Origin of the sequence: Pedobacter sp. PF22-3 (genome assembly GCF_026239555.1) — a bacterium.
Taxonomy (GTDB): Bacteria; Bacteroidota; Bacteroidia; order Sphingobacteriales; family Sphingobacteriaceae; genus Pedobacter.
Genome location: NZ_JAPIVP010000002.1, coordinates 351071 through 374534 on the forward strand (window position 1 = coordinate 351071; position 23464 = coordinate 374534).

Consider the following 23464-nt stretch of genomic DNA (forward strand, 5'->3'; position numbering starts at 1 on the left):
CCGAAAGTGGCTTCTTTTCTAAAGGACTAAATCATTTACGACATCTAACCAATATCATAAATTATGGAACATAAAATTCATACCCTGGGCGACAAGTCCGCAATCGGATTTATCAGCCGTTTATCATGGAGCGCAATTATTTCAGGCGTACTCATTGCTATCGCAGTTCAACTTCTCCTTAGTTTTTTAGGCCTGGGCATTGGCTTTGGAAGCATCAATCCGCTGGAGGAAGCTAAACCATTTAGTGGCCTCGGCACCGGAGCATTAATCTGGTGGATCATTACCATGCTAATCTCCGTATTTACTGGTGGTTGGGTAGCTGGTTGGTTTTCGAATCACATCCAAAGAACAGACCTGATTCTGCATGGGTTACTGACCTGGTGCTTGTTAACTTTCCTCAACATGTATTTAATCACTTCTTCAGTTGGAAAAGTTATCGGGGGAGTTGGTACGGTAATCACCAAAGGATTTTCACTTGCCGGAGAAGGGATTAAGGCTGCTGCACCAGAAGCTGGAAACATGATCAAAGACCAGTTAAACGTAGATGAAAATACTTTCAGTAAAATGAAACAGGAGGCGCAATTGTTATTGAAGCAGACGGAGAAGAAAGAACTACAGCCTGGCGCACTTAATAAAAAATTAGATAAGGCAGCAAGCCAAGGAAAATCGACTGGAGAGGATGTTCTCGAAAATCCGCAGGAAGCTCAACAGAAAATAGATGACCTGTTCTCTAAATTGTTTTCTGAAAACGATTCTACTTTTAATGCCGTAGATAAAGAGGCATTGGTTAATGTGGTTAAAAACAGAACCGGAAAAAGTCAGGCAGAATCAGAACAGATTGTAGAAAACTGGATCAGTACGCTGAAAACAGCAAAAGAAAAGGTTAAAGAAGTAAAAGCCCAAGCAGAAGCAAAAGCCAGAGTAGTTGGTGATGAAATGGCGTCGGCACTATCCAAATTTGCAATATTCTCTTTTATTGGAATGATATTGGGTGCAGTAAGCGCGGCTTTTGGAGCCATTGTAGCTTCCCAAAAACGAGTTAAAACGATCGAAATCAGAGAAGAAAGAATTTAAACCAAATTATCTAAGCAATGACTACAGGAAAAAAAATCGGAACCATTGCAGCAATTGTTGGCCTTGTACTGGTTATCGGCTTGATCTATTACAATTACTTTTTTGTCTTTGGCGAAGGGGTAAAAGCCGGGGAGCTGAATTACATCGTTAAAAAGGGATATATTTTCAAAACCAATGAGGGAAAACTCATTCAAAGCGGCGTTCGTTCCAGACAAATGGGTACGTTGGAAAACAATGAATTCGAATTTTCTGTAACCGATGAAAGTATAGCTAGACAAATGATGGGAAACAGTGGCAAATTTTACGAACTGCATTATAAGGAATATAAAAGTAGCCTGCCCTGGAGAGGATTTAGCAGATATGTGGTAGATAGCGTTTATGCTGCTAAAGATGCTCAGAGCAGATAAGGCACAGCCAATTTTCAACAACAACAGAAATATCAATCTTAAATACTAAAACAATGGACAAATTAGAATTAAAAGGCGCCTGGAACGAACTTAAAGGAAAAGTTAAACAGGCCTACGCAGATTTAACTGAAGACGATTTAAAGTATGAGGAGGGAAAAGATGATGAACTTTATGGTAAACTGCAACAAAAAACAGGTAAAACCCGCGAGCAGATTGTAGATTGGTTAAAATCTTTGTAAAAGAGAACCTACAGGCTTCTATTAATATTTAGAAGCCTGTTTTATTATATGAAAGGTCATTTCATCCCGTCATTTCCGTCAAATGGTAGATGCAAAAATCGTTTGAAGTAGGAAAAGTTCTGTGAATCTGACAGGCTTGTAATGGGCAAAAAATTCCGAATTATTCTATACAGAAACTAACCTGGAATTGCAATATAATTTAAGAGCCTGTTTAAAATTAAATAAAATTTATTTCGTATGTCAGTCTTTATCAAAATATCAAGAAGTCTTCGACTACGCTCAGACTGACCAACCGCGGCGCCTAACTTAATGACAAATTTGGTCAGCCAATCTCAATAACAAATTATTAATTTTTCTCTTTTATTTCTTTTGAATAATTTTAAAATCACTAAATGATGCATAACCAAAAATATCTCCATAGGTAGCATGATAAACGCCTACCTGTAAAACACGGCCCATATCATCTCTTTTTACCGGACTGCCCGGGAGGTTAACCCAATCCTTTCCATCCTGACTGCCACGCATAAAAAATAGATTGCCTTGCCTTTGTATTTGTAAATGACGATAAAAATTCCATCCGGATTGGTTATTCAATTGTTTACGTTCTCCAGAACGAAAATCAGTAACAATGTTTCCAATGCCCCAGCCTGTCATTACGCCATTTTGTAAAAGCTTAGTCGTACCAGAAGGTTCTTTAACCATTAAACCACCTTCATTTGCGCCATAGGCTTTCCTTTGGTTCAACCCTAACATATCCGACAACACCACCTCAGCAACAAAATCACCTTCCACTTTATTGTAGGCAAATGGCCCTATTGCCATGGATCCATCCCAGAATGTATGGTGCGATACCAACTTCAATACTCCGGAGTGCTGGGCAACGGTGTCCGCATTTCCGATCAAACCGTCCCAGGAAGTTCCTTTCAAACCATCTGCACTTGCCGGAACAGATAACGCCGTTCCATTTTGCTTTCTGATTACAAAAAGTGTAGAATCTGTCGTAACGGCACAAGGCAATGAGGTTTGGGTAACATTGCCAAAGTTATCTCTAACCTTTACGGTGTAAGTATAGCGCTTTTCTGGCGCAACAGTAAAATCAGTATAATCTGCAGATTTTAACCATTTTCGGGCATTTTTATCTTCGTCACTTTTAAAAAGGTATTCGAAATTGGTGCCCGGTAATGTTGGTTTATTCGCAGCCATATAAACGATATTGGGTGTAACAGCTGACGGTTTCGAGGCGAATGATGCATTTATGAGGTTATTATTTAGTTTCTGTTTCCAAAAATCAAACTCCTGCGTACACCCACTATCATCAAGACCATAATTGAACACAGAAATTGAAGATATGGCAACTGATTTTCCTTCTGTTGCAGATCCGATTAAAATGTGTGGATCTTTTTGTGTGTTAGACCCATCAATATTTACGGCTAATTTACCATTTATAAAAACATTGAATTTCCCTTTATAATAAGTACAGATCAGCTGTTGCCACTTTCCAGAGCCTACTATCCTAGCCCTTTTACGCCCAAAAAATAATTCTGTTTTTGTACCAACCTGCGCGTATAATGAAAAAATGGCGCTAAAAGGTTTTGAAAAGTCTAGTATCCTGGCCAACTCCTTTCCGAGAAGTAACTCTTCACCACTACCTAATGTCACCGCTATTTTGCCATCTACATCAGCAACTTCTGCTTTATCTATAACTATGAGTTCTCCCAAAGCAGCTCCGTTATTGGTCCACTGATCTAAATTGCCATATTCGAGATTTTTTGCTTCTACATGTAACACTGTACTATTATGCAGTCCTTTTTTATAGGCGGCTTTAATTTCATCGTGGCTTAGTGGGATATCATAAATTTTCAACGAAGCCAATGCACCGGAAAATCCTGCGCTTCCATCTTCATTTCCGCCGATTAGAAAATGTTTGAGGTTATTGATAAAAAGCATCTTTCTTTCGCTCCTATCCAACTCTCCATCAACATAGATCCGTTCCATTGTACCATCAAAAACAATGCTGATCAGATGCCATTCATTGGCTTTTGGTAAGTGTTTGTATCCTAAATCTGCCCATCCAAGGTGGGTTACTGCACCAGCCGTTTTACTATTTCCATAACCAGCGGCAGCATTACTTAAATTAACCCCTCCCTGCCCGGTCCACGATACAATAGTTTCTTCTTTATCAATCTCTGGATTTAGCACCCACATACTTATACTATAGCTGCTGTTTCCAAGCAGAGACTGTGGCGCAGGACCTGATGAAGCTAAGCGTTCCTGACCAGTAAAAATCAATGCTTTTTTACCTCCGATCATTGTTGTAATGGGTTTAGTTATTCCACCCGCTAAAAAGTACCCACCCAGCTTACCTTTATTTGGAACGTTCGCTATAACGGTACCTGTGCGGAGATTATCCAATACCAGATCTACCAACAGACCTTTTGGTTCAAAGACACTTAAAGGTTGCCATTTTTTAATTTTGGTATGCATTACCGGATGATATTCCGCATCATCGAAAACCTTAATATTCCATATGGCTTTATTCAATCCCGGATATTCGGTCCGTAAAACCATTGTCCGCAGGTACCTCGCCTTAACATTCCCAAAATCAATCATCGGGCTGCCGTGTTGGGTATTTTTGCTGCGATCTGCATATATTTTCCATGTTTTCCCGTCAATCGAATACATGATCTTATATTGATAGTACCAGGTGGCGTATTCAAACTGCGTATGGATACTTTTAACAGGAAATATTTTTCCTAAATCTACCTGCACCCAGGCAGGCCCCACATTGCTTTTACCTTTCCATAAGGTTCCATTATTATCATCAAAGGCAAATTCCGCTTTAAAATTTTCATCATAGCTGGAAGATGCGGACACTTTTTTACCACGCACTAAATTTGGATGTGGATTGGCATTTTTGGCCAGATAACCGATTCCGGTATGTGTAGGCGAAATTTTAAGTATATTCCCTTCATCATCAAACTGCATCTTATCTGCAGCAACCTGCCTGTGGTAACCGCCATCATTATGCGGATTATTATGCCGGTGATAAACCAGGTAAAAATCATCACGTTGCTGCAATACAGATTGGTGTCCAGGCCCGTGCACCGTCCCGTCTTTATTTGTAGATAAAATCGGGTTATTAGTGCCGTATTTAAATGGCCCCATTGGGTTAGTTGCAGTTGCGTATTGAACCCTGTAAGTGCCATCTTCACAATAGCCTGATGAATAAGTTAAATAATAAATTCCTTTTCTTTTAAACATAAAGGGTGCTTCAAAAAAATCTTTTGCATCAGTATTCGGAATCTGGGCCAGCTTGGAAAAGGATTTCATGTCTTTGTTTAAAAGGCCAACCCCACAGCCATGGTTGGGATAAATACCCCAGGTGCCCCAATACATATAATATTGGCCATCGTCGTCCTTAAAAGTCTGCCCATCAAGCGTAATCACATTTGGCACCATAAAATTAGACACAATAGGCTTGCCCTTAGGCAAAAGGGAGGTCCATGGCCCAACAGGACTATGAGAGGAGGCGCCAAAAATTTCAACAGGCTGGCAATAGTACAGATAATACTGACCGTCGGCACCCTGGGTTACATCGGGCGCCCAGTAATAGTGCGTGGTTGGCCAGTTCATATCCTGCATGGTCCAATTCACAAAGTCTTTGGATGTCCATACCTGAGCGGGGCCGAAACCACCGCCATTACCATCTGTTGTCGCATAAATATAATAGGTATCCCCGAACTTCTTTACCGTTGGATCTGCAAAATAACCCGGGATAATTGGATTTCCATGTAGCACAGCCTCCTTTGCAGATTGTGCGAGGACAATTTGAAAAGTAGAGCACAGCAGGAATAAAATGAATTGCTTTAAATATTTTTTATTCATGGTTAAGTGTTACATCAGGAGTTTTGGGAACAGCTGTTATAGGTCAGCCTGTAAATATAAACGAAGTACTACGCAGATTACCGTTGGATATTAATGCATAGTATCAATATTTTAACCTTTCACTTTTTAATGCTCCAATCTTTAAAATATTCTCTTCTCTGGAGGGAAAACAAAAACGATCCAAGAAAATACAATTCACACCATAATCGGGCATTAATTTACATTTCTAGTGTAAAATAAGGTTAAAATATGCACAATACCTGCAATTTCTAGGGCTTCGTCTATTGCTCTTTTTGTTTAATTTTATCAATTATGAAAATTTACAAAGTCTTCAGCTCCATTCTATATCTTGCTGTTTTTATAGTGACAAGCAACACGGTTCTGGCACAAAATGGTGATCAGATCCTGGATGGCATTGGCGAAACAGCGATGAGCGCCAGATATGAACTTAAAGGTGATTTAAAGGATTGGTCCAGAAATCGCTTTAATGCAAACTTCATTGGAGGTCAGCCGCAATTTGTACAAGACAGTCGCTTCGGAAAAGTACTTTCTTTGCCAGGAACTACCGAAACTTATGTAAGCATACCTGCAGCCGCCTTAGCAGACATTGAATCCATCAGCATCACCAGTTGGGTTTTGCTTAAAAGCGAACGTTCAGATCAAAGTTTTTTTGACTTTGGTCAAAGCGCGGATAAACATTTTTCTTCAAAACTGAACAGTAAACAGCATGATCAGGGTTTTCTTGCGATGATCCAAAATGGGAAAGGCTCAGGTATAATCGCAAAGGGGCCTATGCCTGCCATTAACCAATGGGCGCATCTGGCCATTGTTGTTGACATTTCTTCAAAATCTATGGTGAGTTACCTTAACGGTAAAAAGGTTGCTGAAGCAAAAGATATCAACTTTGATCTTACAGCTATTTTCGGTCAGAACAAATCGGACAGGAAACTACTGAACCTTGGCAAAGCGATATTGGGCAAAAATACCGAGCTGAATGCATTAATCCACGATTTCAGGATTTATCGGGTGCCTTTAAATGCCAAGCAGATCGTTTCCATTTACCGCCACGAACAAAACGGGGCCAACGAAACAACAGTTAACACTTCGGCTAAAACAGATGATAACCTGCAACATTTTCCTGCAGATGCACCCCAATTATATACCAAATATCTGACCCAGGTAAATGATATTAATGTAATAACGAGCGTAGGTAATCTGCCACGATTGCCAGGTGCTGTTGCCGGAACTTATCAACCAGGTAAAACTGGCCCGATGGTAAAGGTAATCTGGCCCAATCCAACAGATAATTCAACAGTTGCCCAACCCGGAAATTATACGATTACCGGTTATGTACCAGGAACAAACTTTAAGCCGAAAGCACTGGTAAAGGTGACCGCGACCGACAATGAAGCGACACCTACTATTAAGCTACAACCTTTTGCCCTGAACCAGGTAATGCTAAAGGCTGATCATGAAGGGCATGATACGAAATTTATTGAAAACAGGGATAAATTTATCCGCACATTGGCTAAAACAGATCCTAATTCGTTCCTGTATATGTTTCGTCATGCTTTTGGTCAGAAACAGCCCGCCGATTCGAAACCACTTGGAGTATGGGATAGCGAAGATACTAAATTACGAGGTCATGCTACCGGGCATTATTTAAGTGCCATTGCGCAAGCTTATGCAGGTGCAGGTAATGATAAAGCATTGCAGAAAATTTTCGCCGATAAAATGGAGTATATGGTAAACACACTTTATAACCTATCTCAATTGTCCGGAAAACCTCAAAAAGCGGGTGGTGCTGCTGTTGCAGATCCACTAGCTATTCCTTTTGGCCCTGGAAAAACTGCTTATGATTCTGATATTAGCGAAAAGGGAATCAGAAGGGATTACTGGAATTGGGGAAAAGGGTTCATCAGCGCCTATCCACCAGATCAGTTTATCATGCTTGAAAATGGCGCTAAATACGGCGGACAAAACAATCAGATTTGGGCACCTTATTATACTTTACATAAAATTTTAGCTGGGCTGATTGATATTTACGAGGTTAGCGGTAATAAAAAAGCACTTGAAGTTGCAACCAATATGAGTGACTGGGTATACACCCGACTAAGCCATTTGCCACAACACACCTTAACCAAAATGTGGAGTACCTATATTGCTGGTGAGTTTGGTGGCATGAATGAATCAATGGCACATCTCTACAGAATTACCGGAAAAGAAAATTACCTGAAAACGGCGCAGCTTTTTGACAACATCGGTTTGTTTTATGGCGATGCCGCACATAGCAATGGATTAGTTAAAAATGTGGATCTTTTGCGCGGCCTTCACGCTAATCAGCATATTCCTCAGATTGTGGGTAGTATGGAACTTTATCGCGTATCAAAGCAGTCAGATTACTTTAAAATTGCGGATAACTTCTGGCATAAAGTCGTAAATAATTACATGTATAGTATAGGCGGTGTTGCTGGCGCGAGAAATCCGGCCAATGCAGAATGTTTTATTGCACAGCCGGGAACCTTATATGAAAATGGATTTTCTGAAGGTGGGCAAAATGAAACCTGCGCCACCTACAATATGCTTAAACTTACGGGAGATCTGTTTCTCTTCGAACAAAAAGCAGAATTAATGGACTATTACGAACGGGCTTTATATAATGATATCTTAGCTTCAGTAGCAAAAGATAATCCTGGAAATACTTACCACATATCGCTTAGACCAGGTTCTGCTAAACAATTCAGCAATGATGATATGACCGGTTTTACCTGTTGCAATGGTACCGCATTGGAAAGTAGTACCAAGTTACAGAATGCTATTTATTTTAAAGATCAGCAAAATCAATCTTTATATGTTAACCTTTTCATCCCATCTGTATTAAACTGGTCAGAGCGAAAAATTAAAATTGAACAAACTACCAACTATCCAAAATCAGATCAAACCAGTTTAACCATCAACGGTAATGGTCAATTTGACCTGTACGTGCGGGTTCCGGGATGGGCAACAAAGGGTTTCTTTGTTAAAATTAATGGTCAGCAACAAGAGTTAAATGCAGTTTCGGGAACTTATCTTAAAATTTCCAGAAACTGGAAATCCGGAGATCAGGTTGATTTAACAATGCCTTTTCAGTTTCATTTAGATCCGGTAATGGATCAGCAGAATATTGCGAGTTTGTTCTACGGTCCCATACTGCTTGCCGCACAGGAGCCAGAAGCAAGAAAAGAATGGCGTAATGTTGTACTTAATGCTGATGATTTGGGAGAAACCATCAAAGGCAATCCAGCCAAACTGGAATTTACGATAGACGGAGTTTTGTTTAAACCATTTTATGATAGCTACGGAAGGCATTCGGTTTACCTGGATGTGACCTTAAAATAAGCAATTGGGGAAACAGCTCAGACCGAAATAATAAAAGCTTGTTTAAAAATTAATTCGTACGTCAGTCTGAGCGTAGTCGAAGACCATTTTTAATGCAATAATAAAAATGCATTTAATAAAAGCAATCCATTATGCTACCGTTGACAGATTCATAAAAAAGGTCGTCATTGCGAGGAGGAACGACGAAGCAATCTATCATGCTAGTAATCCTCGCTATGAAGATTGCTTCGTCGGCTGAAAAAGCCTTCTCGCAATGACGAATCACTCGGGGAAATTTTATTTCCATTAAATTCTAATGTCATTCATATTGATTTTTATACAATAAATTATCTTTGTGTATTAAAACAAACAACTTACTAACAGAACGTTAACACCAGTAAACCTAAAACATCCATCCTGACAGCAAAAGGTCCATTAACCCATTTGGAAACCTGTTTTACAGAAGCAGGAAAAGCACTAAAAAAAATAAACGTTATAAATACGCTAAAAATACCGCTACTTTATTTTTTTATTTAATAAGTGTTACTACATTCGTGCAGACGTTGGATGAAATTAGCTGCTGGTAAATTAATCAAACATGATTGACTGGCTTAACTTCTTGCCGAACTAACTGCCTCAATTTAGCAATTGAACGGTTTTTATTCTAACCAAATTCATAAAAGCAGATGAAAGATGTTTCAGAGGAACTAGAACTTTTGTTGCGCGTAGCTGATGGTGATCGCCCCGCGTTTAATTTGTTGTATAGGAAATATCTCCAAAATTTAAGAAAATTTGTCGCTTCAATTTCTGGCAATACCGACCTGGCAGATGAGCTTGTACAGGATATCTTTGTTAAAATATGGCTGAGCAGGAAAAACCTTCCTCTTGTTGGGTCTTTCAAACCTTACCTTTACCGCTGTGCACGCAACCTGCTAATCGATCATATCAGAAAATCAAAAACGCAGATCAAGCTAAAAGAGGTTTCAAAAAACATTGAAGAGAATTGCTCTGTTAGCACAGACGATCATCTGATTTATTCACAAACCTTAAATCAGGTATACAGTGGTATTAACCTGCTTCCTGAAAAAAGAAAAAAAATTGTTGAGCTCAAAATAAACGACGACCTTTCTCTTGATGAAATTGCACTACAGCTAAAAATATCCAAATCGGTAGTCAAAAAACAGTTTTATACCGGAATGGCTTTTCTGAGAAATCACCTGAAACATTTATACAGGATTGCACCTTTTATTTCTTTTCTATATTTTTTTCTTTAACGAGGGGTTCTTTTTCTTTCCGTATACGTCTTAGTTGATATGGAACAAAAGGATGTTGAGCAACTCAAGCAAAAATTAATTCATGGTGAATTAACTGAGTCTGAACAGCAAGACTTTTTTAATTGGCTAAAGCGATTAGATCAGCCCGAGCTGAATGCGTTCATGCAAGAATATAGCGCATCATTCGAACATAAAACCGATAGTTTAGACGGACCGCGGCACGAGGATTTAGCAAACAAAATCGAAATGCGTTTAGATGCTTTATCGGTTGCCAAAACACCCTACTGGAAACATACAGCTTTTAAAATCATGGCCGCAGCGGCGGTATTGGTGCTGGTCTGTTCAGCTGTATTGCTGTACTTTGCTCATTTGAACGGGAACAAATACGCTACACTTTCCAAAAGCACTACCATCTTACGTGCAAAACCCATTTATGGAGGAAGTGACAAAGTACTGCTTATTCTCTCAAACGGTAAGCGTATCGAAGTAAACAACTTTACCAAAGGGCAACTTGCCGTAGAAAATGGCTATTCTATCGAAAAACAAAGCAACGGCCTTTTAAAATACAGAAAAATCAATACAGCTGCCGTTTTAGCAGCAGGTAATTCAAACACCATCGTAACACCCCGAGGCGGACAATACTGCGTTAATCTTCCTGATGGAAGTAAGGTTTGGCTGAATGCAGAGAGTAAAATAACTTATCCGGTAGTTTTTTCGGGCAATACCAGGAAAATTGCCCTGCATGGCGAAGCTTATTTTGAGGTAGCCCACAATCCGAAAAAACCTTTTATTGTTGATTTTGAGGGCTCAAATGTAAAAGTACTGGGCACCCATTTTAATATCTGCGCATACGGAGAAGGCGAAATTCCTAGAACAACCCTGCTTCAGGGTTCGGTAGAGGTAAGTAAAGGTGATCGCAAAAAGATAATCTTACCTGGTCAGCAGGCCATTTCAAGTCATAACATCGGTATTGTTAATGTTGATACGAACCACGTGATGGGGTGGAAAAACGGAAATTTTTCATTTGAACATGAACGCATCGGCACGGTGATGGGAAAAATATCAAGATGGTATGATGTTGATGTAAAATATCAGGGTGAAGTAACGCAGGAAGAATTTGTCGGTTCGATTCCAAAATCCAAAAATTTGGAAGAAGTACTCCACAGGCTGGAGCTGACCGGATTGTTGCACTTTAAAATCAAAGGAAGGAGCGTGACCATTATGCCATAACCTTACAAAAATAGGTTGGCCCATCCATGAAACAAAAGCCAGAGTGCTGTAACACTCTGACCTGACGTTTGGATCGCCACCAAGTATTCCAGACAATAGTACAACCAAGTATAAACCCAAACATTCAAATATATGAATTATTATGCATCACGCGTAAATAGGCTTTTGGCCTATCTGCGTAAACCGCTACTGGTTATGAAATTAACATGCTTACTTTTAGTTTCCTTAATGTTACAGCTCTCATTAGCCAGCAGCGGACAAACGGTAACACTTTCAAAAAAGAATGCGGCTATTGAAAAAATTTTCAAGGAAATTGAGCGCCAAACCGGTTACCAGTTTTTGTACACCAGGCAAATGCTTAGTGGAACTCACCCGGTAAGTATCGAAATTAACAAAATGAGTTTGGCCGAGACCTTGGATCTCTCGCTGAGATCACAACCCATTAGCTACAAGCTCGAAGATAATATTATCATTATCCAGCGGAGAGCAATAACTGAACCCACAATAAATAAAATGGCTGAAATTGCCATAACAGGTAGAGTTACTGATGAGGCTGGTCTTCCGATTCCTTCTGTTAGCATTAAAATTAAAGGCACCAGTACAGGTGTTCAAACCGCACCAAACGGAACCTACAGCCTTAAAGTTCCTACTGGTAGCGAAACTCTGGTTTTTAGCTCTGTAGGCTTCACTTCCCAGGAAATCGCGGTCAACAACAGAACTGAAATCAATGTTCAGCTAAAGGCCGAACTTAATAATTTAACCGATGTAGTGGTAATCGGGTATGGATTGCAACGTAAAGGTGATGTAACAAGTTCTGTAGCGAGTGTTAAAGCCGAGAATTTTGTAAAATCGCCCGTACTAGATGCGGGCCAGTTAATTCAGGGCAAAGTAGCCGGGTTAACCGTTAACACGCCAAGCGGCGACCCTACCTCAGGCAGCAAAATCAGGCTTCGTGGCAATAACACACTCTTCGGTGCCAATGCCGATCCGCTTGTTATTGTAGATGGTGTACCGAGCAGCCTTAAGCTGGTTGCGCCAGAAGATATTGAATCAGTAGATGTACTAAAAGATGGTTCTGCTGCTGCAATTTATGGTGTGCGCGGTACCAATGGTGTAATTATTATTACCACTAAAAGATCTTCAGGTAAGAACAGCAACGTGGTAGAATATAGTGGTTCTGTAAGCACACAAACTATTGCCCGAAAACTCAACATGCTTACGGCCGATGATTACCGCAGGCAGATTGCCGAAGGAACACGTCTTGCATCATACGATCTTGGTGCAACAACAGATTGGTTAAAAGAGATTTCTAATAAAACACCTATTACCAACATCCACAATATCACTTTCCGTGGGGGTAACAGCCAAACCAATTACCTGGCGACTGTAAACTACCGCTATTTTAACGGGATATTTAAAAAATCTGACAACTCTACCCTTACTGCAAGAGCAGATGTTAACCACTCCATGTTTGATAATAAGGTAAAAATTAACATGGGCGTTTTAGTACAGAACAATAAATATACCCAAACCCAGGATGGCGCCAGTTTCAATGGCGTTGTTTACCGTCAGGCGTTAATCCGTAACCCAACATCTCCCCTTTTCGGTAGTGACGGACATTACTTTGAGGAACCGAACAACTTTGAATATGATAACCCTGTGGCGCGCCTTTTCGAAAGCACGGGACTTAACCAAAACACCACCCAACGTTTAAATTCGCAGATTACTTATAACCCGATTGCGGATCTTAAATTAAGTGCCTTAGGTTCATACACCAAATATGTTTCAAATGGCGGTTATTCAGAATCGAAGTTCCACATTTCCAACATCAGAGATAAACTTAATGGCTATGCTGCCCTGGGTTCTACTCAAAGTATAGACAGATTGCTTGAGCTTACAGCTCAATACTCCAAAAAACTGGGCGATCATAGTTTCACACTATTGGGCGGATACAGTTATCAGGATAATTCATACCTGAATTTCTATGAGCGGAATTATGATTTCCCTACAGATGCTTTTGGTTATTATAATATCCAGCAGGGGCGTGGTGCAAACCGTGCTTTAGATGCACTATTGGGAAGTCGTTATTCGGAAACCAACCTGATTGGATTTTTTAGCAGGTTAACCTATAGCTACAAAGACAGATACCTGTTAATGGCCTCTTTAAGAAGAGAAGGTGCCAGCCAGCTTTACGGTGCTGCAAAACCGTATGGCAATTTTCCATCCGTATCTGTTGGATGGAAAATCACCAACGAAGCATTTATGAAAGATCAAACGATTTTTGATGACTTAAAGCTTCGTGCAGGATATGGGGTAACCGGTAACCAGCCGAGCGATGGTTTCCGCGCTGTTGCATTATTGGGCTATGGCGCTAATGTGCTATCTAACGGCAACTGGATCCAGACACTCGTTCCTACGCAGAACCCTAACCCTGCTTTACGCTGGGAAGAAAAAAGAGAGACTAATATTGGTCTTGATTTCAGCATGTATAAAGGAAGAGTTACGGGTACCGTTGATGTTTACAACAGAAATTATAATGGTTTATTATTTGACTATCAGGTACCTAGCCCGCCAAACCTTTACCCAAGTACAAGGGCAAATGTAGGTACCATGCAAAATAAAGGTATTGAGGTTTTATTAAACATCGTACCAATACAAAACAAAGATTTTGAATGGACTACAAGCTTCAACTTTTCAACCAACAGAAATAAACTGGTTAGTTTATCTAACGATTTATACCAGGCCACAAACGACTATTTCACTACAGGGGGAACAGGCCCGCCAGCAACTACCTTTACCAATATTGTTCGTGTTGGCGATAACATTGGAGATTTTTATGGCTTTAAAGTTAAAGGTGTAACGGCTGATGGTCAGTGGATTTATGAAGGCAAAAATGGTGAAGATGTTTCATACAACCAGTTTAATCATGCTTTTGAAGATAAAAAAGTACTTGGAAACGGGATTCCTAAATTTACCGGCGGATGGAACAATAACTTCAGGTATAAAGACCTCGATTTAAGCATCACTATGCGAGGTGCATTTGGCTTCCAGATTCTTAACTTCCAAAGAATGTATTATGAGAACACGGGTATTCAGAACTATAACCGCCTGGTATCAGCTTATGATCCTGTTTTTGGTACAGCTGTTCTCAATAAAAATATGCCAGTAGAATTTAACAGCTATTATGTAGAAAACGGCGATTTCTGGAAAATTGACAATATTGTATTGGGTTACACCTTTAACAAGCTAAAAACCAAATATCTTAAAGGTGCGAGAGTTTATGTTTCTTCGTTAAACACTTTTACCATTACAGGCTATAAAGGATTAGATCCTGAAGTAGACTGGAGCGGTCTGGCACCTGGTAATGATAACCGTGATAAGTATCCTACCGCCCGTACGTTTACACTAGGTTTTTCTCTTAATCTTTAATCCTTTACATCATGAAAACAAGATATATATTGAGCACTGGCATCGTCGCACTTGTGATACTGGTTATTAGTTTAGCATCCTGCACTAAGTTAAAGGACGAAAACTACTCCGCATTTATTCAAAATAAGTTTACCCCTAATACCTCTGATGTGGCGGCCCTGGTTGGCGCAGGTTACACCTATTGGAGGCCCTTAATGCTTGGAAGAAGCAACAACTCTATTTTTCGTACCAATGAGATTTCCAGCGATGAAGCCGTAATACCTGCCCGCCCGAACGGATGGGTTGACAATGGCATCTATCGCAGGATGCATGAACATCGATGGACCTCTGATGAGGACAACAGCTACCAGATCTGGAACAATGCTTATGGAGGCATTACATCATGCAACCGTGTACTCTATCAGATTCAATCGAACCTGATTCCAATTCCTACAGGTAAAGATGCTACCATAGCCGAGTTGCGTGCCTTAAGAGCATCTTACTATTATGCACTCTGCGATTTCTTTGGCGGGGTACCTATAGTAGATAAATTTGATGTACCATCCGGATTTCTTCCACAGCAGAGCACACGTGCCCAGGTTTATGCTTTTATTGTTAAAGAACTTACTGAAAGCCTTCCAAACCTGAGCAAGGCCAATACCCAGGCTACTTATGGCAAATTTAATTACTGGGCTGCCACTGCCCTGCTGGCTAAAATTTATCTGAATGCTAATGTGTATACAGGCACTCCAGCTTATGCTCAATGCATTGCAGCCTGTAATGAGATCATAGCATCGAACGTATATACGCTTGAAGCCAATCAGAAGACTATTTTTCTTGATGCAAATGAAGGCAGCAGAGAAACTATTTTTGCGATACCCTTTGATGAAAAGTTTACTACAGACGGTGGTGATGCTTTCACCCTGCACATGGAAACACTTCAGCCAGAAAACCAGGCTACTTATAACTTCAAAAACTCGCCATGGGGAGGAATCTGTGCCACACCACAGTTTGTGAGCACATTCGATCCGGAAGATAACCGGCTAAAAGACAATTATGTGCAGGGGCAGCAATATACCGCTGCAGGTGCTGTTTTATTGGGAACCATTGGCGCCAGTAATGGGAAACCGCTGATTTATATCAATGAGCTTCCGGGTGTTGATCAATCAGATGAAGTACATGGTTTCAGGTTGGGAAAATTTGAATTCAAACCAGGTGCCCTGGTAGGGATGAACAACGATTTCCCTTTACTTAGGTATGCCGATGTTTTAATGATGAAGGCCGAATGCCTGTTAAGAACAGGAGATGCTGCCGGTGCCGCTGCATTGGTAACACAGGTTCGTCAGCGATCTTTCTTGGGCAACCCTTCAAAAGCAACCGTAACCGGTAGCCAGCTGTTGCAGGGTAGTGTGTATAACTATGGCCTTCGCAATCACTTAACTTCTACGGTAGAAGGTGGGGCTGATATTCAATACGGAAGGTTCCTGGATGAACTCGGCTGGGAATTTAATACTGAGGGACGACGCAGGCAGGACATGATCAGATTTGGTGTATTCACCAAAAAATCGTGGTTATCACACTCGCCAAATGGAGATTATCGTACACTGTTACCTATTCCACGTGCGGAGTTAGCTAAAAACCCGAATATAAAACAAAACCAGGGATATTAGTCCTGATTACAGAGGTTGTATCATAAGATATAAATTGTCATCCTGAGGGATAATTTATTGTATAAAAATCAATATAAATTACAGGAGAATTTAACATTATGGATCTCCTCTAGAAATCGTCATTGCGAGAAGGCTTTTTCAGCCGACGAAGCAATCTTTATAGCAAGGATCGTTAGCATGAAAGATTGCTTCGTCGTACCTCCTCGCAATGACGACATTTATTAGTATTTGTAATTGATATTTTAACACGACAACATCTACAGAAACCTATCTTATAATACAACCTCAAATGATATAAACTATGAAAAGAAAATTTATTGCCTTAATCACATTATTTTTATGCTATCACCTTTCAGGACAAGCACAATCTTTTCAAAAAACACCACAGGGCATTCATGCCGTTATCCAGTCCATGGATGTAGAGGTCAGTTTCTATTCGCCCGCTATTGTTCGTGTTTTTAAAAAGCCCGAAGGGAGCCAGCAAAAAAAAGAAAGCCTTTCTGTTATAAAACGTCCTGAACAATTGAAACTCGATGTTAAAAACAATGGGCAAAGCGTAACCATCAGCAGCAAACTGATAGCTGCTACGGTTAACTTACAAACCGGAAAAGTTTCATTTGAAACTCCAAACGGTAAGAAGTTATTTACAGAAAAAGATAATAGCACCAAGTTTACCGCAATAAAAGATGCCGGGAACCCAACTTATGTAGTTAGACAGGCCTATTTATTAGACAAGGATGAAATTATTTATGGCCTTGGCCAGCAACAGAACGGAAAATTAAACCAAAGAGGACAAAAAATACGCCTTAAACAGGGAAATACAAGCGTATGCATTCCTTTCTTCCAATCGGTAAAAGGTTATGGAATTTTCTGGGATAACTATTCACCAACTACCTTTACAGATAATGCTCAGGAAACCTCATTCGATTCGGAAGTTGGCAACTGTGCCGATTATTATTTTATGTTTGGTGGAGGCGGTGATGGCGTGGTGGCACAAATGCGTGCGCTTACCGGTCAATCTCCTATGATGCCCTTGTGGTCATTTGGTTTCAGCCAATCGCGTGAGCGCTACAAAACCCAATTTGAGCTTGTTGATGTGGTGAAAAAATACAGAGCATTAAAAATACCACTTGATGGTATTGTACAAGACTGGCAATACTGGGGAAAAGACGATAACTGGAATGCCATGAGTTTTGATCCTACCACTTTCCCAAAACCACAAGCCATGGTAGATAGCGTACATCAGCTTAACGCCCATCTTTTTATTGTTTCATGGCCAGGTTTTGCACCAAAAACACCACAATATCAAGAGTTTAAATCAAAAAACATGCTCCTAAACTTTGATACATGGCCGCCGGGTGCAAACACAAAACCCTACGATGTATATAACCCGACTGCGCGCGACATTTACTGGAGCTACCTGAACAAAGGCATATTCTCATTAGGTATAGATGCCTGGTGGCTCGATTCGACAGAACCAGACCATATTAATGTGAAGGAACAGGATTTCGATCAACCTACCTATTTGGGGAGTTACCGGAGTGTAGAGAACGCTTTCCCACTTCAACACACGGGAGGGGTTTATGATCACCAAAGAGCAGCAAGCAATAAAAAACGCGTATTACTTTTAACCCGGTCAGCATTTGCAGGTCAGCAACGGTATGCAACAAATACCTGGAGCGGCGATGTTGGTTCTAACTGGCCTACACTCAAAAAACAAATACCCGCAGCATTAAACTTCTCATTAACCGGCTTACCTTATTGGAATGGCGATATTGGTGGATTTTTCGCTGGCGATTTTGTGAAAGGTGGTGGTGCAAAAAACCCCGATTTTCAGGAATTATATAACCGGTGGATGCAATTCGCAACCTTTACCCCTATGATGCGCTCTCACGGCACCGATATACCAAGAGAAATATATCAGTTTGGCAAAAAAGGAGATCAGGCATTTGATATCCAGGAGAAGTTTATCAACCTCCGCTACCGTTTACTTCCGTATAATTATGCAACTGCCTGGTCGGTAACGCATCACGCCGGATCGTTTATGCGACCATTATACTCACAATTCCCCAACGATACTAAAGGTTTCGAAAACAGCTCTGAATATATGTTCGGAAGCGCTTTTCTCGTAGCGCCAGTTACCGATAAAGGTGTTACCAATCAGGAAATATATCTTCCTTCCACCAGCACATGGTTCGATTTCTGGACAGGTGAAGTATTTAAAGGCGGACAAACCGTAAAACGTGAAACACCGATAGAGATTATACCACTTTATGTAAAAGCAGGCTCAATTGTACCCTGGGGTCCAAAAGTACAATATGCAACAGAAAAAAGATGGAATGATTTAGATATCCGCATATATCCTGGCGATAACGGCGATTTTGTTTTATATGAAGATGAAAACGACAGTTATAACTATGAGAAGGGCGCATATTCAGAAATCCACTTCAAATGGAATGACACCACAAAAACACTTACCCTTTCGGATAGAAAAGGACAATTTAAAGGCATGCTGGGCCAACGCAAATTCAACATCGTGATGGTAAGTAAACAGAACGGAGCAGGTGTTGATAATCAAAAGATCAACAAATCATTTAATTATAGTGGCCGTAAAATTTCCGTTAAGCTTTAATCAAAAAAGCTACGCAGTTTTATAAAATACTTATCTACTAAATAAAGCATGGGCAAGGGAAAAGAATTATACTTTAAGGCAGCGGCATTGGCGCTGCCATTGGTATTTTTATGCTTCATCGAAATCATGTTGAGATTATTCAACTATGGCTTTGATCCATCTTTGTTTATCAAAGATCCCGATCAAGAGGGCTATATGATGATGAACCCTACCGCCTCTTATAAGTTTTTTTCTACCAGTGCCAATGCAACACAGGGTAACCGCGAACGCTTTAGCATTGTAAAATCTAAAAATACCTATAGGATATTTGTGATAGGCGAATCGACCACTGCCGGCTACCCATACATGCACAATGGATCGTTCCATAGGTGGTTACAATACCGGCTGATGCACCAATACCCTGATCTTAACTTTGAGGTGGTTAATGTTTCCCTTACCGCAGTAAATTCGTACACGGTATTAGATTTTGCCAAACAAATTGTTAATTATCAGCCAGATCTGGTACTGGTTTATACCGGGCATAACGAATATTACGGCGCTTTGGGCATTGGCTCTACCAGCCAGATTAAGGGGAATAGCACCTGGATAAAACTGGTCATTCAACTGCGCGAACTTAAGTTGGTACAGTTATCAGACCGCATCATTGAGGCTATTGCGAAACGCTCTGGCAAAAGAATTGATAAGCGCGAAAACCTGATGAAACGCATGGTAACCAAGCAACAAATTGCTTATCAATCGGCCGATTTTAACCGTGGCATAGCTCAGTTTAACAGCAATATGGACGAATTGTGCCAGTTATTGTCAAAAAAACACATCCCAACCGTAATCAGTACACTGGTAAGCAACGAAAAAGATCTTAAACCATTCATCAGTACAGGCAAATTTTCAGCTCAAAAGCAATACGAAAATGGCGAAAAATTATACGTAAATGGTGATTTTAAAGCCGCAAAAACAAATTTTGTTATGGCTAAAGAGTACGATCAGCTGCGTTTCAGAGCGCCGGAAGCCTTCAACCAAATCATTAAAAAGCTGTGCAGGCAATACCCCGGTATTTACCTCGCTGATACCCGTGCCTTGTTTGAGAAAAACGAGGTTAGCGGAATAATTGGCAAAGAAACCATTTTAGAGCATGTTCATCCAAATTTATTGGGTTATGCAATCATGAGCGAATCTTTTTATCAACAGATTAACAATAGAAATTTAATACCCGCAAAAAAACAAAGCGAAATGTCTTTTGCACAATTGCTGGCTAACATGCCCGTTACCAAAGTAGATTCGCTATATGGTGCGTATCAGATTATGATGCTCCGCTCGGGTTGGCCCTTTAATGAGCCCATAACAGCTACTTATAACCGTGGAAATTCCTTAGATGAACAACTTGCAGGCGCATTGGCGGTAGACAGGATTACCTGGCGAGCGGCCATGGACGAACTCTATAAAACTGCTATGGCCACAGGCGACAAACACAAAGCCTTAAAGGTTACCGAAGCTGTACTGCTGGAAAACCCTTACCAAACCAGTTATCACACTTATGCAGGCCGCCTTGGTTTTGAACTGGCAGATCTGAAAACCGCAGATTTTTATTTCAAAAAAGCTTACAACATCTCACCAACGCCTGAGAATGCAAATAATCTTTTCCTGTTTTATTTTAAATCTGACTTACCGGAAAAGGCACTGCAATTTAATGATGGACTAAAACATGCTGGTGAGCAAACCTACCTGGATGCACAAACCGAAGAAATAATAAAAAACATCATCAAACTCAAAAAAGAAACTCCATCTGATAACATTAATGAATTAATTGCAAGCTATTATCACCAACTCCGGGCCGATGAAGCTGCAGTAAAATATAGGAAGAAAAATAGCAGGTAACATGATCAACAAAAAACTAGAAAACAGGAAATTCGGCCTTATTTTAGGTGCCACAGTTATTTTGTTTTGCCTTATTTTTTGGAGGGGAACCTACCCGCAGCAAATCTTACTGTTGCTATCAAGCGGATTAATCTTAATGGCAATCTGCGCTCCTGAACACCTTGAACCTATAAGAAAAATATGGTTAAAGGTTGGAAATTTTCTGGGAATGGTTAACGGTACAATTTTGTTAACCTTAGTATTTATCTTCATCTTAACCCCTATTGCCTTTTTACTTCGCCTGTTTAAAAAGCAGGGTTTAAAAACAAAAAAGAATAAGCAGTTGGTTTCTTATTGGGAAGAGGTATCAGACCGGGCGATGGGTTCTTTTAATCAACAGTTCTAATTAACACATACAATGGATATACTGATCGAATTTTTCCATTTTTTAACCCAGCGTAAAAAATACTGGTTATGGCCCTTGTTTATCATTCTGCTTATCTTGGGAGTAGTACTGGTAGCAGCGCATGGCTCTGTCCTGGCCCCTTTTATTTACAGTTTATTCTAATCGGGCACGCAGCATGGGCTATATTCTTGGGATTTCGGCTTACTATCACGATAGTGCAGCATGTTTGTTGAAAGATGCAGAAATTATTGCTGCTGCGCAGGAGGAACGTTTCTCCAGGATTAAAAATGATGAGTCATTCCCCACAGAAGCAATTAAGTTCTGCCTTAAATTTGCTAATATTTCCCTGGCAGAAGTTGACCAAGTTGTATTTTACGAAAAACCCTTCCTGAAATTTGAACGCTTGCTCGAAACTTATGTTCATTTTGCACCCAGGGGATTAAAGTCTTTCCTAAAGGCGATGCCAATATGGTTAAAGGATAAATTATTTATCAAAAAAAACATAGCCAAAGCGCTTCATGACATAGATCCCAACTGGGGAAAATCGCGTACCATTCTATTTACCGATCACCATCATGCACATGCAGCTTCTGCTTTTTACCCGAGTCCATTTGAACAGGCTGTGGTATTAACCGTTGATGGTGTGGGCGAATGGACTACCACTGCGGTTTCAATAGGCAGTTCGGCAAAATTAACTTTAAAAAAAGAGATCAATTTCCCAAACTCCCTAGGTCTTTTATATTCTGCTTTCACCTATTATTTGGGTTTCAAAGTCAATTCTGATGAATATAAAGTAATGGGTTTAGCTTCTTATGGCACACCGGTATACAAACAGCTTATTTATGATCATTTAATTGATGTTAAAGCAGATGGTTCCTTTCTCCTGAACATGGATTACTTTGATTACTGTACAGGGTTGAAAATGACCAATAAAAAATTCGACAAGCTTTTCGGTCATCCCGCCCGTGCAAAAGGCGATGAATTATTGGCGTTTCACAAAGACATGGCCAGTTCAATACAAAAAGTGACCGAAGAGATCATGATGAAGCTGGCTCAAAGTCTTTACAGGGAATTTAAAATAGATAATTTATGCATTGCAGGCGGAGTGGCATTGAACTGCATCATTAACTCAGCCATCAGACAACATTCTGGATTCAAACATATCTGGGTACAACCTGCAGCAGGCGATGCTGGTGGTGCATTGGGTGCCGCTTACAGCGTATTTTACGAGCATTTATCTGGAGTTAGGAATGTTGATCCGCAGGCGGACGGAATGAAGCAATCACTGCTCGGCCCAAGCTATACCCAGCATGAAGTGATCAAAGCACTTTCCGCCTATGGCCTGAATTACGAAGAAGTTGATCATGAACTTTATTATCGTAAAATAGCAACGTACTTAGCCGATGGCAAGGTAATCGCATATTTCAGAGGAAGAACAGAGTTTGGACCAAGAGCACTGGGTTGCCGAAGCATTCTCGCAGATCCCAGAAACAGCGAAATGAAAGCCATATTGAATGCAAAAATCAAGTTTAGAGAGTCTTTCCGTCCCTTTGCGCCCGCTATTTTAGCAGAATTTGCCGATTTATATTTTGGTGAAGGCTCAAAAAACCGATATATGTTATTCACAGAAAACTATTTAGGCAATAGCAATGGTTATCAATTATCCGATGCAGTTTTAATTCCCGGAGCGGTACACGTTGATGGTACGGCCCGGGTTCAGCTCGTTAGCAAAGCACATCATCCAGATTTTCATCAACTAATTACGGCATTCTACAACCTTACAGGATGCCCGGCAGTGATTAATACCTCTTTAAATGTAATGAACGAACCTATGGCCTCAAGTCCTGAAGATGCCATACGCTGCTTTTTAAATACTGAAATTGATGTTCTGGCTATTGAAGGTTTACTGATCGAAAAAAAAGGATTGGACCTTGTTGAAATAAACTTACCCGTTACTGTCCATATTCATGCTTAAAAACTCATCAAGCATGGAAAAATCAAATATGAAAACAGACAAGCGTAAAAATAACG

14 protein-coding genes are annotated in these 23464 nt (G+C 40.3%); 13 read left to right on the forward strand and 1 reads right to left on the reverse strand.

Annotation, left to right across the window (positions count from 1 at the left end; translation table 11 throughout):
* Positions 1-63: 63 nt before the first annotated feature.
* The 3 genes from OQX63_RS04580 to OQX63_RS04590 are packed head-to-tail and all read left to right on the forward strand — an operon-like array spanning position 64 to position 1720.
* Positions 64-1074, forward strand: coding sequence for a hypothetical protein (locus OQX63_RS04580; RefSeq protein WP_265849704.1), 1011 nt, complete (start codon positions 64-66; stop codon positions 1072-1074).
* Positions 1075-1091: 17 nt separating this feature from the next.
* Positions 1092-1481 carry a hypothetical protein gene (locus OQX63_RS04585; protein WP_265849705.1) on the forward strand — a complete coding sequence of 130 codons (390 nt, stop codon included), beginning with the start codon at positions 1092-1094 and terminating at the stop codon, positions 1479-1481.
* A gap of 53 nt (positions 1482-1534) precedes the next feature.
* The gene (locus OQX63_RS04590) at positions 1535-1720 is read left to right on the forward strand and encodes a CsbD family protein (RefSeq protein WP_265849706.1); all 186 of its coding nucleotides are present in this window, start codon (positions 1535-1537) and stop codon (positions 1718-1720) included.
* 360 nt (positions 1721-2080) lie between these two features.
* Here the strand turns inward: OQX63_RS04590 and OQX63_RS04595 are convergent, their stop codons facing one another.
* Entirely contained in the window at positions 2081-5605 is a 3525-nt protein-coding gene (locus OQX63_RS04595) for a family 43 glycosylhydrolase (protein ID WP_265849707.1), read from the reverse strand.
* 312 nt (positions 5606-5917) lie between these two features.
* Between OQX63_RS04595 and OQX63_RS04600 the strand changes: the two genes are divergently transcribed.
* From OQX63_RS04600 to OQX63_RS04645, 10 genes are all read left to right on the forward strand, one after another.
* Positions 5918-8983, forward strand: a complete 3066-nt coding sequence (locus OQX63_RS04600) for a beta-L-arabinofuranosidase domain-containing protein (protein WP_265849708.1) — start codon at positions 5918-5920, stop codon at positions 8981-8983.
* 665 nt (positions 8984-9648) lie between these two features.
* Positions 9649-10236, forward strand: coding sequence for an RNA polymerase sigma factor (locus OQX63_RS04605; protein WP_265849709.1), 588 nt, complete (start codon positions 9649-9651; stop codon positions 10234-10236).
* Between the two features lie 39 nt (positions 10237-10275).
* Positions 10276-11466: a FecR family protein gene (locus OQX63_RS04610; RefSeq protein WP_265849710.1), complete on the forward strand. Its 1191-nt coding sequence runs from the start codon at positions 10276-10278 to the stop codon at positions 11464-11466.
* Positions 11467-11661: 195 nt separating this feature from the next.
* Positions 11662-14895: a SusC/RagA family TonB-linked outer membrane protein gene (locus OQX63_RS04615; protein ID WP_265849711.1), complete on the forward strand. Its 3234-nt coding sequence runs from the start codon at positions 11662-11664 to the stop codon at positions 14893-14895.
* An 11-nt stretch (positions 14896-14906) separates the two neighbouring features.
* Complete coding sequence (locus OQX63_RS04620; RefSeq protein ID WP_265849712.1) at positions 14907-16544, forward strand: RagB/SusD family nutrient uptake outer membrane protein; 1638 nt, start codon at positions 14907-14909, stop codon at positions 16542-16544.
* A gap of 301 nt (positions 16545-16845) precedes the next feature.
* Positions 16846-19176: a TIM-barrel domain-containing protein gene (locus OQX63_RS04625; RefSeq protein WP_265849713.1), complete on the forward strand. Its 2331-nt coding sequence runs from the start codon at positions 16846-16848 to the stop codon at positions 19174-19176.
* Positions 19177-19224: 48 nt separating this feature from the next.
* Complete coding sequence (locus tag OQX63_RS04630; protein WP_265849714.1) at positions 19225-21048, forward strand: GDSL-type esterase/lipase family protein; 1824 nt, start codon at positions 19225-19227, stop codon at positions 21046-21048.
* Between the two features lies 1 nt (position 21049).
* Positions 21050-21433 (forward strand): SxtJ family membrane protein, encoded by a 384-nt coding sequence (locus tag OQX63_RS04635; RefSeq protein WP_265849715.1) that lies wholly within the window; start codon positions 21050-21052, stop codon positions 21431-21433.
* A 12-nt stretch (positions 21434-21445) separates the two neighbouring features.
* Complete coding sequence (locus tag OQX63_RS23365; protein WP_265849716.1) at positions 21446-21595, forward strand: DUF5989 family protein; 150 nt, start codon at positions 21446-21448, stop codon at positions 21593-21595.
* Between the two features lie 13 nt (positions 21596-21608).
* Positions 21609-23408, forward strand: coding sequence for a carbamoyltransferase (locus tag OQX63_RS04645; protein ID WP_265849717.1), 1800 nt, complete (start codon positions 21609-21611; stop codon positions 23406-23408).
* The last annotated feature ends 56 nt before the right edge of the window (positions 23409-23464 follow it).